We start from the raw sequence: 15,083 nt of genomic DNA on the forward strand, positions 1-15,083 counted from the left end.
GCTACCTTTAGCCAACTCTTTTTCTTTATTTTTCACATATAAAAATACGATGCCCTAAAATGTGTTGGTACATAAGCCGTACATTTTCATGCTGTACCCACGCCTCATATAACTCATTCGGAATATGTGAGGATACATTCCATTCTGGCTCTTCTACATAGCCAGAGATTGTTTCTGCAATCGTGCCACCGCCAGCAATTGTGATTCTTTTAAAATTTGCTTTCTGAAATAATTGTACCCACTCATTCTCAGTTAATAGTTCTTTCATGCCATATAATTGGGCGATTTTTTCTTCCTCACCCTTATCAATGTGCCTATCAATAATCATTTCAATGACAACAAGCTTACCATCCTGCTGTAATACACGATAACACTCCGAGATAACCCTTTCTTTCTCTGTAAAAGCGATGATTGATTCTCCAAGTACGAACTCAAATGAGTTATTCAAACAAGGTAATTGCTCTACACTTCCTTCAATTAATTGTATATCTAACCCTTCAAACAACCATCTATCTTTTGCCTTTTGAATCATAATTTCATTCTTTTCAACAGTTGTTACTTTATAACCAAATTCCCTTGTCATATATGCCGCTGTTTTTCCCGTACCGCAACCTATTTCAAGGACATTCGCTCCATATTTAAAAGGCAGTTGTGCTAACAATTGTTTTGTTAACGTAAAACCACCAGGATGAGCACTTCCTATTCCGTAATAAGCTAGGAAATCGATGTATGTGTTTCGCTTCATAGGACTCTCCTTCAAGTTTTCTATAATACATATATTCATCCTCAAAAAAATAGTGCACAGAAAAAAAAGCATTTTCAAGTGCAATGTTGCAACTTGAAAACGCTTTTTTCTTTTACTATTTCTCTTCTACATACGCCCATTTGAAACTATATTCCGGACTAATATTATGTTTTACAATTCCCTTTACATTTGGTTTCATAACATACGATCTACCACTTTGATATAAAGGTACGAGCGCTACATCTTCTTCAAGTAACAATTTTTCTGCTTTCCCTAGCTCTGTCCAACGTTTTTTTGCATCAGCCATCCATTCCGTCTTACTTTTATTAATAATGTCATCATATTTTGAATTTGAATAGCTCATCTGATTCTGTGAATTTTTCGTTTCAAACATATCAAGATATGTCATTGGATCCGCATAATCTGGATTCCAGCCACCATATGAGAAATCATAATCTTGGTCTGATTCTAATTTTAGTTTTTGCTTAAATGGCTGAAGTTTAATATTTACTGTTACACCCTTTAAATTCTTTTCAATTTGATCTTTTACATACTCCCCAACCTTTTTCGCATTACCAGTATCATAATTTAATAGCTCTATTGTCACTTGATCTTTTCCAAGTTCTTTTTTCGCAGCTTCCCAGGCTGCTGCTGCCTTTTTAGAGTCTTGTTTAAAACCATTTTTAAACGTTTCTGCGAAATCTTTACCGTCTGGTCCAGCTGCTAAACCTTTTGGTACTAAATAATCCACTGGTTTTGAACCATCATTTAAAATGACATTCGTTAAAGCTTTCTTATCGATTGATAATGCAATTGCTTCACGTAATTTTTTACTCTTTAACGGTGTATCTTGCCCACCACGTTTTTGATTTAGACGCAAGTAAAACGTACTTGTTTCTGAATATGCACCAAACTCTTCTTTATTATTTCTATACTTATCAACAAATTCACCTGATAAAAGTGTAAAATCAATCGCACCTGTATCATATAAATTTACTCTTGTAGCTGGTTCTTTTACTACACTATAGTTGATTTCTTCTAGTTTTACAGTCTTTTTATCCCAATACTGATCATTTTTCTTTAATTTCCAACCTTGTTCATGCTTCCAATCAGTAAGTACAAACGGTCCATTATAAACTGTCGTATCAGACTCTAAACCGTATTTATCTCCTTTTTCTTTTACGAACTTTTCATTTAATGGATAGTATGACGCGAATGCCATTAAATTTAAGAAATATGGTACTGGTCTCTCTAGTTCAACTTCCAGCGTATAATCATCTACCGCTTTTACACCTAATGTAGAAACTTCTGCTTTCCCTTGATTTATTGCCTCTGCATTTTTAAGATAGTAAGCAATAAACGCATACTCAGCAGCTGTTTTTGGATCTACTAGACGTTGCCATGCAAATACGAAATCTTTCGCTGTTACAGGATCACCGTTTGACCATTTTGCATCTTTTCGTAATTTGAATGTATATTTTTTGCCATCCTCGCTTTTCGTACTAGATTCTGCCGCCGCTGGAATTGGCTTGTTATCTTTATCTAGACGATATAACCCTTCCATCGTGTTTCCTAAAATTTGAGAACCTAACGTATCTGTATTTTTAGAAGTATCCATCGTCGGAATTTCATTCGTTTCTGTACGATTCATTACTTGCTTTGCCGCATATTTAATATCGGATTTTTTCTCTTCCCCGCCACTATTAGATGTCGTAGTCGTTTTCTTCTCCCCACCAGAAGATCCAGAACATGCTGTTAACGCCACACTCATTGCTAATACTGGCGCTACAACCGCCGTAAACTTTTTCATCTTTTTCTTCATTTTTGTACCCTCCCCAATTATATGTACGAAACTAACTTTGAGAGATTTCCAATTTAAATTATCAGAAAATTATTACTAATTATTATTCTACTAATTTTTCTCGAATTGTAAAGTATTTTTAAAAATATTCATAATAATTAATTTATTTACTTCAATAACAATCTATTACTACTATACGAATTCTCCCACATCTACTATATGTAAGTACCACTTTTCTTATTCTTCTCTATTTAATTTAATAGTAAAAGAGCGTTCTAAAAGTCATTATCTACCTTTAAAACGCTCTTATTTATTATTTCCCTTCCGTTACATAAGCCCACTTAAAGCTATATTCTGGACTGATGTTATGTTTCACAATTCCTTTAACATTCGGTTTCATTACATACGCTCTACCTGTTTGATATAAAGGAATTAATCCTGCATCTTCTTCAAGGAACAATTTCTCTGCTTTTCCTAACGTTTCCCAACGCTTCTTGGGATCAGACAATAATTCATTACCTGCTTTCGCTACCATTTCATCATATTTTGGATTCGAATAACTCATTTGGTTATATGGGCTCTTCGATTCAAACATATCAATAAACGTCATTGGATCCGAATAATCTGGGCTCCAACCTGCAAATGAAACTTCATAATCTTGCGCTGACTCTAATTTCAGTTTTTGTTTGAACGGCTGAATTTTCGTGTTAACCGTTACACCTTTTAAGTTTTTCTCAATTTGATCTTTAAAATAGTCAGCAATTTTTTTCGCAGTTCCATCATCATAGCTTAGTAGTTCAATTGTCACTTGATCTTTTCCAAGTTCTTTTTTCGCTGCTTCCCAAGCTGCTGCACCTTTTTTCGGATCATATTTTAGACCATTTTTAAATGTATCTTGGTAATCTTTACCATCAGGCCCTGTCGCAAGCCCTTTTGGTACTAATTGATCTGTTGCTTTTGAACCGTTATTTAAAATAACGTTCGCTAAACCTTTTTTATCAATTGATAATGCGATTGCTTCACGTAGTTTTTTGCTCTTTAACGGTGTATCTTGTCCGTTACGCTTTTGATTTAAACGTAAGAAGAATGTACTTGCTTCTGAATACTCACCGTACTCCTCTTTGTTCGATTTATATTTATCAACGAATTCTCCTGATAATAGTGTAAAATCAATTGATCCTGTATCATATAAGTTTACTTTCGTCGCAACTTCTTTTACTACACTATAGTTAATTTCTTCTAATTTCACAGTCTTTTTATCCCAATACTGATCATTTCTCTTTAATTGCCATCCTTGTTCATGTTTCCATGACGCCATAACGAACGGTCCGTTATACAACGTTGTATCTGCTTCTAAACCGAACTTATCTCCTTTTTCTTTTACGAACTTTTCATTTAAAGGATAGTACGATGGGAATGCCATTAAATTCAAGAAATACGGTACTGGCTTTTCTAATTCTACTTCTAGCGTATAATCATCTACCGCTTTTGCTCCTAAATCTGTTAGAGGTTTTTCACCTTTATTAATTGCTTCTGCATTTTTAATATAGAAAGCGATAAACGCATATTCTGCAGCTGTATTTTTATCGAGTAAGCGCTGCCATCCGTATACGAAATCTTTCGCTGTTACAGGATCACCGTTTGACCATTTTGCATCTTTTCGTAGTTTAAATGTATATTTTTTGCCATCCTCGCTTTTCGTACTAGATTCTGCCACAGCTGGGATTGGCTTATTATCTTTATCTAATCGATATAAACCTTCCATTGTGTTCCCTAAAATTTGAGAACCTAATGTATCAGTAGATTTTGAAACATCCATCGTCGGAATTTCTTGATTTTCTGTACGATTTAATACTTGTTTCGCTGCATATTTAATTTCAGCTTTTTTCTCTTCCCCACCACCACTAGACGTCGTAGTTGATTTCTTCTCCCCACCAGATCCAGAACACGCTGTCAACGCCATACTCATTGCTAAAACTGGCGCTACAACCGCCGTGAACTTTTTCATCTTTTTCTTCATTTTTGTACCCTCCCCAATTATATGTACGAAACCATTTTTGATAGACTTTCTAATAACTAGTTATCAGAAAATTCTTATTAATTAATATTCTACTAATTTTTCCGCTTTTGTAAAGTTATTTTTAAAATATTCTAAAAATTATTTTTTTACTATAGTAAAACGTATTTTTTACAATTGTCATGATACAAATTCTTCCTTACATCTATCGATTTATTTACATGTAATCTCATAATAAATAGAGCATTCCAAAAGTAAATAGTCTACTTTTGGAATGCTCTATCATTTATCTTTCTATTGTACGAGATTCTCACTACAAAATAAGCTAAGAAACTTGTATACATCCACTTAAAGATAACATTACTGTTTAAAAATTATTTTCCATCTTTTTCAGTCATATATGCCCACTTGAAGCTATACTCTGGGCTAATGTTATGGTGAACGATGCCTTTTGCATTTGGTTTTTGAACATATGCATCACCACGTTGGTATAAAGGTACAAGTGCTACATCTTTCTCAAGAAGTAATTTCTCAGCTTTTCCTAGCTCTTCCCAACGTTTCTTCGCGTCACCCATTAATTCTCCACCAGCTTTTTTAATCATATCATCATACTTAGAATCAGCGAAGCTCATTTGGTTATGAGAATGATTAGACTGGAACATATCTAAGAATGTCATTGGGTCAGCGTAGTCAGGTCCCCAACCAGCAAATGATAAATCATAATCTTGCTCTGTTTCTAATTTTAACTTTTGTTTGAATGGCTGAAGTTTAATATTAACTGTTACACCTTTTAAGTTTTTCTCGATCTGGTCTTTTACATATTCTCCAACTTTTTTCGCATTACCAGTATCATAGTTTAATAGCTCAATTGTAACTTGGTCTTTTCCAAGTTCTTTTTTCGCTTCATTCCATGCAGCTGCTGCTTTTTTCGCATCTGGCTTAATACCATTTTTAAATGTTTCTTGGAAATCTTTACCATCAGGTCCGGTTGCTAATCCTTTTGGTACTAAGAAGTCCGCAGGTTTAGATCCATCATTTAAAATTACATTTGATAGATTTTTCTTATCAATAGAAAGCGCGATTGCTTCACGTAATTTTTGGCTCTTTAACGGTGTATCTTGTCCGCCACGTTTTTGGTTCAGACGTAAGAAGTATGTGCTTACTTGTGAATATGTGCCAAACTCTTCTTTATTATTTCTATACTTATCAACGAATTCACCTGATAGAAGTGCAAAATCAATTGCATTTGTATCATATAAATTTACTCTTGTAGCTACTTCTTTTACTACACTATAGTTAATTTCATCTAGTTTTACAGTCTTTTTATCCCAATATTGGTCGTTTTTCTTTAATTTCCAACCTTGCTCATGCTTCCAATCAGTAAGAACGAACGGTCCGTTATATACTGTTGTATCAGACTCTAAACCATATTTATCTCCTTTTTCCTTCACGAACTTCTCATTTAATGGATAGTACGATGGGAACGCTACTAAGTTTAAGAAGTATGGTACTGCTTGTTCTAACTCAACTTCAAGCGTATAGTCATCTACCGCTTTTACTCCTAGCTCTGCTACAGGTTTTTCACCTTTATTCACCGCTTCCGCATTTTTAATTGGAAATGCAATAAATGCATACTCAGCAGCTGTTTTTGGATCTAATAAGCGTTGCCATGCATATGCAAAATCTTTCGCTGTTACAGGATCACCATTTGACCATTTTGCATCTTTACGTAGTTTAAATGTATATTTTTTACCATCCTCACTCTTCGTGCTTGATTCTGCAGCAGCTGGGATTGGTTTGTTATCTTTATCTAATCGATATAAACCTTCCATTGTGTTCCCTAAAATTTGAGAACCTAATGTATCTGTATTTTTAGAAGTATCCATTGTTGGAATCTCATTTGTTTCAGTACGATTTAGTACTTGTTTTGCTGCTAATTTTCCTTCTGATTTACTATCTCCACCAGAGCTAGAATTTGTGCTTGTCTTCTTATCTCCACCTGATGTAGAACATGCTGTTAATGCCATACTCATTGCTAAAACTGGTACTACAACCGCTGTTAGTTTTTTCATTTTTTTCTTTTTCACTTTCTGTACCCTCCCTAATTCTTAACGCTCTCATTTAAGAATTTTCTGATAATTCTGTTTTTCTTTATATATTTATCAGAAGATTCTTATTAACTATTATTCTACTAATTTTTTGAGTTTTGTAAAGTGTTATTATTGAAAATTTTTAAAAAATTATTTTTTTACAGTAATATTCATAAAAATTACTTAACCTTTCGAAACACTATACCTCATGGAATTCTATGTATTGATTTAATAGTCTTTATATCCCTTCACTATAAAATAACTTGTAAATTATTGTTAATAAATAATGTATATTGTAACAAACCTCTTTTCTACAAAAATAAAAAAGCAGACATTTCGTCTGCTTTAATTCTCCTCAATTTGCTTTTCACTTAACCCTAGATGTGTTCTAAGAGTATTACTCAAACTCTGTAGATCTTTTTTATTAGGATTATAATAATATACACGTTGCCCGTTTGGGCCATTAGGTAAGTATAAATCATCACCAGCTAATTGTATTTTTTCAACTGAACCGTTTAAACCGTATTTATAAAAAGATAAAATATCATCCATTACTAAATTTGTTTTAAAATCACTATCAACCGCCTCAACTATTTTTTCTAGCTTCGTAATCGATCCTACACTTTTTAATTTACTTAAAATCGCTTCAATAACAAGTTGTTGGCGCTGTCCTCTCATTGCATCACTATCAATGTGGCGCGTTCTTGCTAGTGCAAGTGCTTCTTCGCCATTTAATTTTTGTAATCCTTTTTTCAAATGAATCGCATCAGGTTCATCTTTACTATTTTGCTCCGTAAATTCAACCGGGACATCCACTTCAATACCATCTAACCCATCAACAATTTTAGTAAAGGAACCAAAATTAAATTTCACAAAATAATCAACGGGCACCTGTAACAATTTTTCTACCGCTTCCACAGAAGCTTGCGGTCCTCCATCTGTACCATTTTTAACGAAACCACTTCCATATGCATGGGTTATTTTATCTTTTTTCTTTTCAACTGGAACATATGTATATGTATCACGCGGTATGCTCGTTAATTTCACTGTTTTATCGTCTTTATTAAAAGTCGCTAACAATAATGCATCTGTATGAAATGCACCATTATATTCCTTTTGTCGTTCTTGATTTTCATCAATTCCCATAATTAAAAGTGAAACATGATTTGCAATTGGCTTTACAGATTTCTCACGTAAATTGGATTTTTCACCTCGTGCTAAATTCAAATTAGATTTTTGTACGAGACTAGAAGTTTTCATATATACATAGGCTCCATAGCCAATTCCACCAAATAGTAATACCGCCAGTAGTAAACTTATTATCGTTTTCTTTTTATATTTTTGCTTATTTTTCTCTTCTCTTAAAGATGAATGATTCTCCATTTACTCTCCTCCTGTTTCTATTCATCCAATATGTTTTTCATTCTTTCATATTTAGCGCTATCCTTTTGAAACATACTTTCTTTCAATCCCTTATCTATTTGTATCCATTCAGTCGTAACTGAATATTGAATCAAGCCTTCTTGAAAACTAAGAAATTTCAACATAATCCCTGTATTTTTCTCCACAACCATTTCGAATTTCCCTCTTAAATCTTCAGAGGTGCTAACAGGCATCTCTATGTTGATGACTCCTTCAATTTTGTAACAATCTAATCCAAGATATTTCGTTTCTTTATAATTCCAATCTTTATATCGAATTAACAAATCTGCGAATTCTGATTGAATACTATATTTAGCTAGCCCTATATATTCATCATCATATCGCTTTTTTTCACCTGCTTTTTTCAATAACCTTTCCGTAGGATTTAATTTTAATAGTTCATTGTTTCTTTCTTTCGGGTTCCATTTTGTCTCTTTATAGGTATACTTCTCATCATCAAACTCTTTTTTCTTGCCCTCGTTATATATAATTGTTCGTTTTTTCGCTAGTTTATCTTCTTTCGAAGAGATACCTCTTTGTTTTTCCGTATCAATCGCATACTTATATGTTGTAGCAATTCTTGATGAGCTAGAATATTCCTCAAATTGTCCTGAAATATTTTTAAAATAATCAATAGAATCTAGCATTTTTTGATGAATCTTTTCTTTATCTGGATAATGTACATTCGATTTTATTTCTTCTTCATTTTCAAAATCAGAAAACGCTTTTTTCTTTACATATTCAAATACTCCACCATTTTGCGCAAAACTTTGTATAGAAAACTCAGACATAGATACCACTGAAAGTATACAAACCGCTGCACTAATTATCATCATATAAATTTTGTAACTCTTCTTTTTTACCTTAAGATTATGTAGCGTGCCATTAATTTTTTCATTTAACTCTGGAGGTACTATAACATTTTCATCTTTTATTCTCTTTTTTAATTTCTCATCAAATAATTTTTCATTATCCATCCTTTACACCCCCTATTCCATCTTTAATCGTTTTTGTAGTTGTTCCCTCGCGCGTGACAATCTTGATTTCACTGTTCCTTTCGGTATTTCTAACAGCTTTGCTATACTCTCTTGATTCATATCTTCATAATAATAAAGCACCGTAACAGCTCTTAATTCTTCATGTAACGATTGAATCGCATTACACAAATCTATATCTTCATACTGATCACACGCACTCATATTGTAATCATTCTCTTCTGTCACAATTACATTTTTATACGCTCTAATAATATTGTTACACTCATTTATTAGTATTCGAATTAACCAAGTTTGAAAAAATTCTTCTTTTTTTAATTTTTTTATATTTTCATAGGCCTTTAAAATTGTTGTCTGTATCGCATCCTCTATATTTGTCTCATCACGTAACATAGCCTTTCCAATCCGATACATCTTCACTTTTTCTGTATGTATAAGCGCTATAAAGGCTTCATGATCACCTTTTTTCGCTAAAGCAACATCCGTTTCTTCTTTTATAATTATTTTATATAAAGGGATTACTTTCACAATTGCTCCTCCTGTTTCATCCTCACTTCATCACTTCCAATTTAACTTTACATGTATTAGACGTATGAACCTAGAAAAAGGTTCAATTTTTTGAATATTTTTGTAATCCAAAAGATAAATACCCTTTATAAGTGTTATGCGATAAACAATACTAGTTTAAATTTACAAATAAAAAAAGCCCACTTTCTCAGTGGACTTTCTACTTTATAACGGTAAATCCCTCTTCTTAAACACTACAATTGCTACGATGAAAATACAAAGCGCTCCAGCAGTTAAACCTATACTTACCGGCCATATATTATATGATCCTTCAGCAATTTCTTTCGGACGAAACAGCGTGAATAATGATAGGTTTTTCATCCATTCTAACTTATCACTTAACTTCCCTACCATATCCAATACGAAAAATAGGATAGTTAAACTCGCTGAATAACTTAGTGCTTTTCTTTCGTCATTACATATGCAAGAAAAGAAAAATGAATACGCACTAACGACTAAAAATATGAGCCCTCCGACTATATTTATCTTCAAAAATAATTCTTTATTTAAGTTATTATCTTGTAAAAACCATTCTGCACCTACTAACCCAGCTACATACGTAACAGATACAATAATCAGAAGTTCCAATATGAGAACAGTAGCTTGTGTAATAGCAATTTGCACTCTAGATACAGGTGTTGCTAGCAAGTATGCCATTGCTCCTTTATCTACATGACGAGCAATTAAATGTGTCGCAACTGTTACGCAAAAAATTGTTAAAATTATAATAAACAATAGACTATAGTATTCGCCCGCTAGAAAATCCATTACGTTTTGAATCGGACTTTCCATACCAACGATTTTTTTCACACTATCAGGCATGGCAGCTATTAATTCATTTAGCCCTTTCGCTGATACCATTGACGGGAATATCCAAATTAATAACCACAAATATAAAGCCGCACCACACGCATAACTCAAAATACTTTTTTGTGTTTCTTTCAAACTAGCTAAAAACAATTGCTTATTCATGCGTTACCCCTTCTTTCTTATCGTAATAATGCATAAATAAATGTTCTAAATCCATCGCTCTCGTTTGAAGTGCCGTTACATTATAGTTTGAAAGTGTTTGTAAAACAGTTTGATAGTTTCCTTGTACAATGATAGATGCCTCTCTGCCTTTTACCGCTTCAAATTGCAAATTACACTTTGTAAGGGACTCAATCTCTTCTTGTGATGATACTGTTACATCTATCACCTGTCTTCTCATTCCTTGTAAATCGTGAATATTTTCAACCGTTACGAGTCGACCATCTTTAATAATAGCTACTCTGTCACAAGTTCTCTCAATTTCAGTAAAAATGTGTGATGACATTAGGATTGTTTTTCCTCTTTGCTTTTCCTCTAATATTAAATCTATAAACACTTGCTGCATAAGTGGATCAAGTCCAGATGTTGGTTCATCTAAAATTAACACCTCTGGATCGTGCATAAATGCAGCGACTATCCCTACTTTTTGCTTCATTCCTTTAGACATTTTGCGAATCGGTGTTTTCACATCAAATTGCAGACGCTCTATCAGTTCATCTCGTCTTTTCGTATCCTTTAATCCACGCATTCCCTGCATTAATTTTAAAAACTCTAATCCGTTCATTCCTTCAATAAAAGAAATTTCACCCGGTAGATAACCAACTTCCCTTTGAATTTTCGCTGCTTCATTCCAACAATCTAATCCAAAAATTGTCGCTTTACCAGCTGTCGGTTTTATAAATCCCATTAAATTACGAATCGTCGTTGATTTTCCGGCACCATTCGGTCCTAAATAACCAAATACTTCTCCCTCTTTTACATCAAATGTAATATGAAACAAACCTTTTCCATTCGAAAACTGTTTTGTGACATCTTGAACTGAAATCATAATTCCACCTCATTTTTTGAAATATTGAATATGTGATATTTCAAAATTATTGTACTCCTCATCTTCCATATTCGCAACAACTTTTTGAAATATTTATTAGTCCATATTTCAAAATTATTGTTTTCCATTATTTTTTCTTGTATATTTTAAGTGAGGTGATTGCATTGAACGGCTTTGAAAGAGTAAAAGAAAAGAAAAAGCGTGCCATTAAAGAAGCAGCATTCGTATTATTTTCAGAACGTGGATTTAATGAAGTGAAAATAGAACATATCGCAAAAGAAGCAAACGTTTCTCAAGTTACAATTTATAATCATTTCGGAAGTAAAGATGCGTTATTTAGGGAGCTTATACAAGAATTTATCATATCTGAATTTCAATATTATAAAGAGCTTGCAGAAGAAAAATTACCTTTTCATGATATGATGCAAAAAATGATTGTAAGAAAAATGAATACTGGCGGGTTATTTCAACCTGATATGTTACTGCAAATGATGCAAAGGGATGAAGAACTCCGTAAGTTTATTTATAGTTATCAAAATGAAAAAATCCTGCCCTGGTATTTAGAAATATTAGAACAAGCTCAGCGCAAAAACGAAATTAATCCACACCTTACTAAAGAAATGATGTTACTTTACATTCAAATGTTTACTAAATTAGGTGATGATTTTGGGGCACAACTTCTTGAAGGAAATCGCGAAAAACATATACAAGATATCGTCACGATGTTCTTTTATGGACTGTCCGTCCCAGAAAAATAATTGTTTCTAAAAAACAAATACAATCACCAAAAAGCCCTTTGGATATTTAAATCTCAAGGGCTTTCTCATATCAAATAAATAGCTAAAACTAACTTTATCTTAAAGAAGTTAAATGCTGCTTTATAGATAACACCTTATTATAGATTAACTCTTTTAGCATAACAGGCTGAATCGAAATAATCGTTTCACCGAAATTCAGAAAATAATTTGAAATAAAATCAGATTCTTGCTTGTTAAAATAGCCTGTTATAATGTAATTTTCATTTTCCTTTTGCAACCTCATGGAAGGGTAATTCTCTTTATCAAAAATGTCTTTTCCTTTTTGATTAACAATGACGCTAAAATCAATTGCATCAGGCTTCCTGTGAAAAGTAGTAAGATAACTTAATAATTCTTCAAGATTTTTCGGATGAACATTGCTTGTTTCCACAATAGAAAGAATTTTATCACATCTAATTATTTGAACATGATTTGTCTCAAAATTAAAGATTTTAGCATACCACTGGCCAAATTTAGATTCTATTCGAATAAATTGGGCAACCAATGCTTTCTCCTCACCTTTTTTTAAATATGTTAAATGATAAACTCGCTCAGCAAAAATCCCCTGTAAAATTTCTTTTAAGAACGGACTAAAATTACTATGATTTGTTACTTCAAGGGAAAGCGTTAGTTCCATGATTGAAATATTTTTACTCACATTATCAGGTAATACATGTTTAAATTTATTTTCAAGCGCAATACTTTCTACATTAAATGGTTTTGTCTTGTATCCATTTAGCGTAAGAATTGAAAAGTATAACGCATACATTTCATCCACACTAAAATAAATTGGTGATAACACATTATTTTCTATAATTTTATAACTTCCATTTCTACCCAGTTCAGAATATATGGGTACACCTATTTCTTCCAATGATTGAATATCTCGCAACGCGGTACTTTTAGAAATATCATATCTAGTCATTAAATCTTTTAAATTAAAATATCTTTTATTCTTTAAGAAAATAAGCATATCATTTATTCGTTCCGTTTTTTTCATATTTCCCTCCCAAAAAGGTGTCATGTATTGAAACCCTTTTAATCTATATTATAATTATCAACTAATAAAGGAGTTATATATTTATGACATTAGAAATAGCTATTTTTCTTTCAATGAATGGGCAAGCAAAGGAGGCGATTAATTTTTATATACGTAATTTAGAAGCCAAAAAGTTAATGATTGTTACGTATGAAGAACTGGCGAAAAGAGATAGTTCTTTTAAAATTACAAGTGAAAATAAAGATCATATTGCTCACTCTGTTTTACAAATTGGGAATACAAAGCTAATGATAGCAGAAGATACAATGAATACTAATGAACGTTATAACGTTGGAAATAACATGTCACTTTGCATTCAAAGCGCTAATTTAGAAGAAATACAAAGGTTTTATAATAATTTAATTTCCGATAAGCATGTGAAAATAATCTCTCAGCTAGAAAAAAATATATTTAGTGAAGCATATGGTATTATTGAAGATCCTTATGGCATACAAATCCAATTAATGTATGATAAACGACTAAACTAATTAATTAATCATATTCACATATTCCTAATAAAAAAGACACGAAATTCGTGTCTTTTTATTTTATAGAAATGACTCTACCCTTTTCACTGCTTTCAATCGCTAATTGAATCAGTTTAATAACATCTAAACCTTCTTTTGCTGTTACAGGTAGTTCCTCACCATTTAATATACTATCTCGTACACCTTTATAATAATTGTCATAACAACCGACTTCTGTTGGAATACGCTCTAAGCTTTCTTCTGTTTCTAAAGTAGCAAAATTCTCTTCATCGTCTACCCCATAACCGTTATTGCCTGGCTTCATTCCATTTTTTAATTGCTCTTCCTGCGAATCCATACCGTACTTCACGATAGAACCTTTCTCTCCATGCACTATAAAATGCGGTCCAGCTTTTTTCACATAACTGCTGCTACGTAAAATGACACGTTTAACTCCGTAATGCAGTACTATGTGGAAATAATCATCCACCTCTGCACCTGGTCGTTGTTTTATTACATCTGCACTTATCGCATCTGGTTTCCCGAATATTGATAACGCTTGGTCAATTAAATGCGATCCTAAATCGTATAATATACCGGAACCTGGTAGATTTTTTTCTCTCCATCGATCACGTACATGTGGACGGAAACGATCAAAATTTGATTCATATGCGTATACATTCCCTACTCTGTTTTCTCCTAACAATTTCTTAATTGTTAAGAAATCATTATCAAAACGACGATTATGATATACGCTTAACATTACATTATGCTGCTCTGCTAATGTAATAAGCTCTTCCCCTTCTTCAATTGAAACAACAAATGGTTTTTCTACAACAACATGCTTACCGTTTAAAATTGCTTCTTTTAAATATGGAAAATGAGTTGTATTAGGTGATGTAATAACAACTAAGTCAACATCAGCTCGCTTCACCAATTCATCAATTGTACTAACAACATTAGCGTTTGGTAATGTTTCTTTTACTACCTCTTCTTTTGAGGATAATACAGCTCGAATATTATATTCTTCTATTGTTTGTAATAGTGGGATATGAAATGTCGTACTAGAAAAACCAAATCCTACAATCCCTACACCTATTTTTTTCATGTTGCCCCTCCATTTGTGCCGCTTTAACGGGCAGTAAGATTCCTAACCCAAAATTCAGTGAAAGCTAAGGAATTAGGTGAGGAATCAACTGCTTGTTAAAGCCCGATTAGTTCAACTAATAATCAGTGAGGATGAAGAAAATCCCCATTGATTAAAGTTTCACTTTATGAGAACGAT

At 32.7% G+C, this 15,083-nt stretch carries 13 protein-coding genes; 2 read left to right on the plus strand and 11 right to left on the minus strand.

Annotated features, from left to right (window positions below; all coding sequences use genetic code 11):
• Positions 1 to 25 precede the first annotated feature (25 nt).
• From AC1Q8L_RS24265 to AC1Q8L_RS24305, 9 genes are all read right to left on the minus strand, one after another.
• Positions 26 to 745: a class I SAM-dependent methyltransferase gene (locus AC1Q8L_RS24265; RefSeq protein ID WP_000828255.1), complete on the minus strand. Its 720-nt coding sequence runs from the start codon at positions 743 to 745 to the stop codon at positions 26 to 28.
• A 115-nt stretch (positions 746 to 860) separates the two neighbouring features.
• Positions 861 to 2,567 carry a peptide ABC transporter substrate-binding protein gene (locus tag AC1Q8L_RS24270; RefSeq protein WP_000728481.1) on the minus strand — a complete coding sequence of 569 codons (1,707 nt, stop codon included), beginning with the start codon at positions 2,565 to 2,567 and terminating at the stop codon, positions 861 to 863.
• A gap of 292 nt (positions 2,568 to 2,859) precedes the next feature.
• Positions 2,860 to 4,566: a peptide ABC transporter substrate-binding protein gene (locus AC1Q8L_RS24275; protein ID WP_000728443.1), complete on the minus strand. Its 1,707-nt coding sequence runs from the start codon at positions 4,564 to 4,566 to the stop codon at positions 2,860 to 2,862.
• A gap of 371 nt (positions 4,567 to 4,937) precedes the next feature.
• On the minus strand, positions 4,938 to 6,650 hold the full coding sequence (locus AC1Q8L_RS24280) for a peptide ABC transporter substrate-binding protein (RefSeq protein ID WP_000727534.1): 1,713 nt from the start codon (positions 6,648 to 6,650) through the stop codon (positions 4,938 to 4,940).
• 348 nt (positions 6,651 to 6,998) lie between these two features.
• Positions 6,999 to 8,036 (minus strand): LCP family protein, encoded by a 1,038-nt coding sequence (locus AC1Q8L_RS24285; protein WP_000427599.1) that lies wholly within the window; start codon positions 8,034 to 8,036, stop codon positions 6,999 to 7,001.
• A gap of 17 nt (positions 8,037 to 8,053) precedes the next feature.
• On the minus strand, positions 8,054 to 9,052 hold the full coding sequence (locus tag AC1Q8L_RS24290; RefSeq protein ID WP_098312068.1) for an anti-sigma factor: 999 nt from the start codon (positions 9,050 to 9,052) through the stop codon (positions 8,054 to 8,056).
• A 12-nt stretch (positions 9,053 to 9,064) separates the two neighbouring features.
• On the minus strand, positions 9,065 to 9,598 hold the full coding sequence (locus AC1Q8L_RS24295) for an RNA polymerase sigma factor (protein WP_000864713.1): 534 nt from the start codon (positions 9,596 to 9,598) through the stop codon (positions 9,065 to 9,067).
• Between the two features lie 204 nt (positions 9,599 to 9,802).
• The gene (locus AC1Q8L_RS24300; RefSeq protein WP_001041424.1) at positions 9,803 to 10,609 is read right to left on the minus strand and encodes a DUF2705 family protein; all 807 of its coding nucleotides are present in this window, start codon (positions 10,607 to 10,609) and stop codon (positions 9,803 to 9,805) included.
• Positions 10,602 to 11,495, minus strand: coding sequence for an ABC transporter ATP-binding protein (locus AC1Q8L_RS24305; RefSeq protein ID WP_025118000.1), 894 nt, complete (start codon positions 11,493 to 11,495; stop codon positions 10,602 to 10,604). The genes AC1Q8L_RS24300 and AC1Q8L_RS24305 overlap by 8 nt, the downstream gene beginning before the upstream one ends.
• A 155-nt stretch (positions 11,496 to 11,650) precedes the next feature.
• On the opposite strand from AC1Q8L_RS24305, the gene AC1Q8L_RS24310 reads away from it, so the two are divergent.
• Positions 11,651 to 12,253: a TetR/AcrR family transcriptional regulator gene (locus AC1Q8L_RS24310; RefSeq protein ID WP_120460340.1), complete on the plus strand. Its 603-nt coding sequence runs from the start codon at positions 11,651 to 11,653 to the stop codon at positions 12,251 to 12,253.
• Between the two features lie 94 nt (positions 12,254 to 12,347).
• On the opposite strand, the gene AC1Q8L_RS24315 is transcribed toward AC1Q8L_RS24310, so the two are convergent.
• Entirely contained in the window at positions 12,348 to 13,316 is a 969-nt protein-coding gene (locus tag AC1Q8L_RS24315) for a helix-turn-helix transcriptional regulator (RefSeq protein ID WP_097853760.1), read from the minus strand.
• Between the two features lie 59 nt (positions 13,317 to 13,375).
• Between AC1Q8L_RS24315 and AC1Q8L_RS24320 the strand changes: the two genes are divergently transcribed.
• Positions 13,376 to 13,819, plus strand: a complete 444-nt coding sequence (locus AC1Q8L_RS24320; RefSeq protein WP_000171338.1) for a VOC family protein — start codon at positions 13,376 to 13,378, stop codon at positions 13,817 to 13,819.
• 55 nt (positions 13,820 to 13,874) lie between these two features.
• Here the strand turns inward: AC1Q8L_RS24320 and AC1Q8L_RS24325 are convergent, their stop codons facing one another.
• Positions 13,875 to 14,906: an oxidoreductase gene (locus tag AC1Q8L_RS24325; protein ID WP_098312070.1), complete on the minus strand. Its 1,032-nt coding sequence runs from the start codon at positions 14,904 to 14,906 to the stop codon at positions 13,875 to 13,877.
• Positions 14,907 to 15,083: the final 177 nt, after the last annotated feature.

The sequence above is a fragment of the Bacillus sp. GW823-FHT06A11 genome (assembly GCF_058795355.1).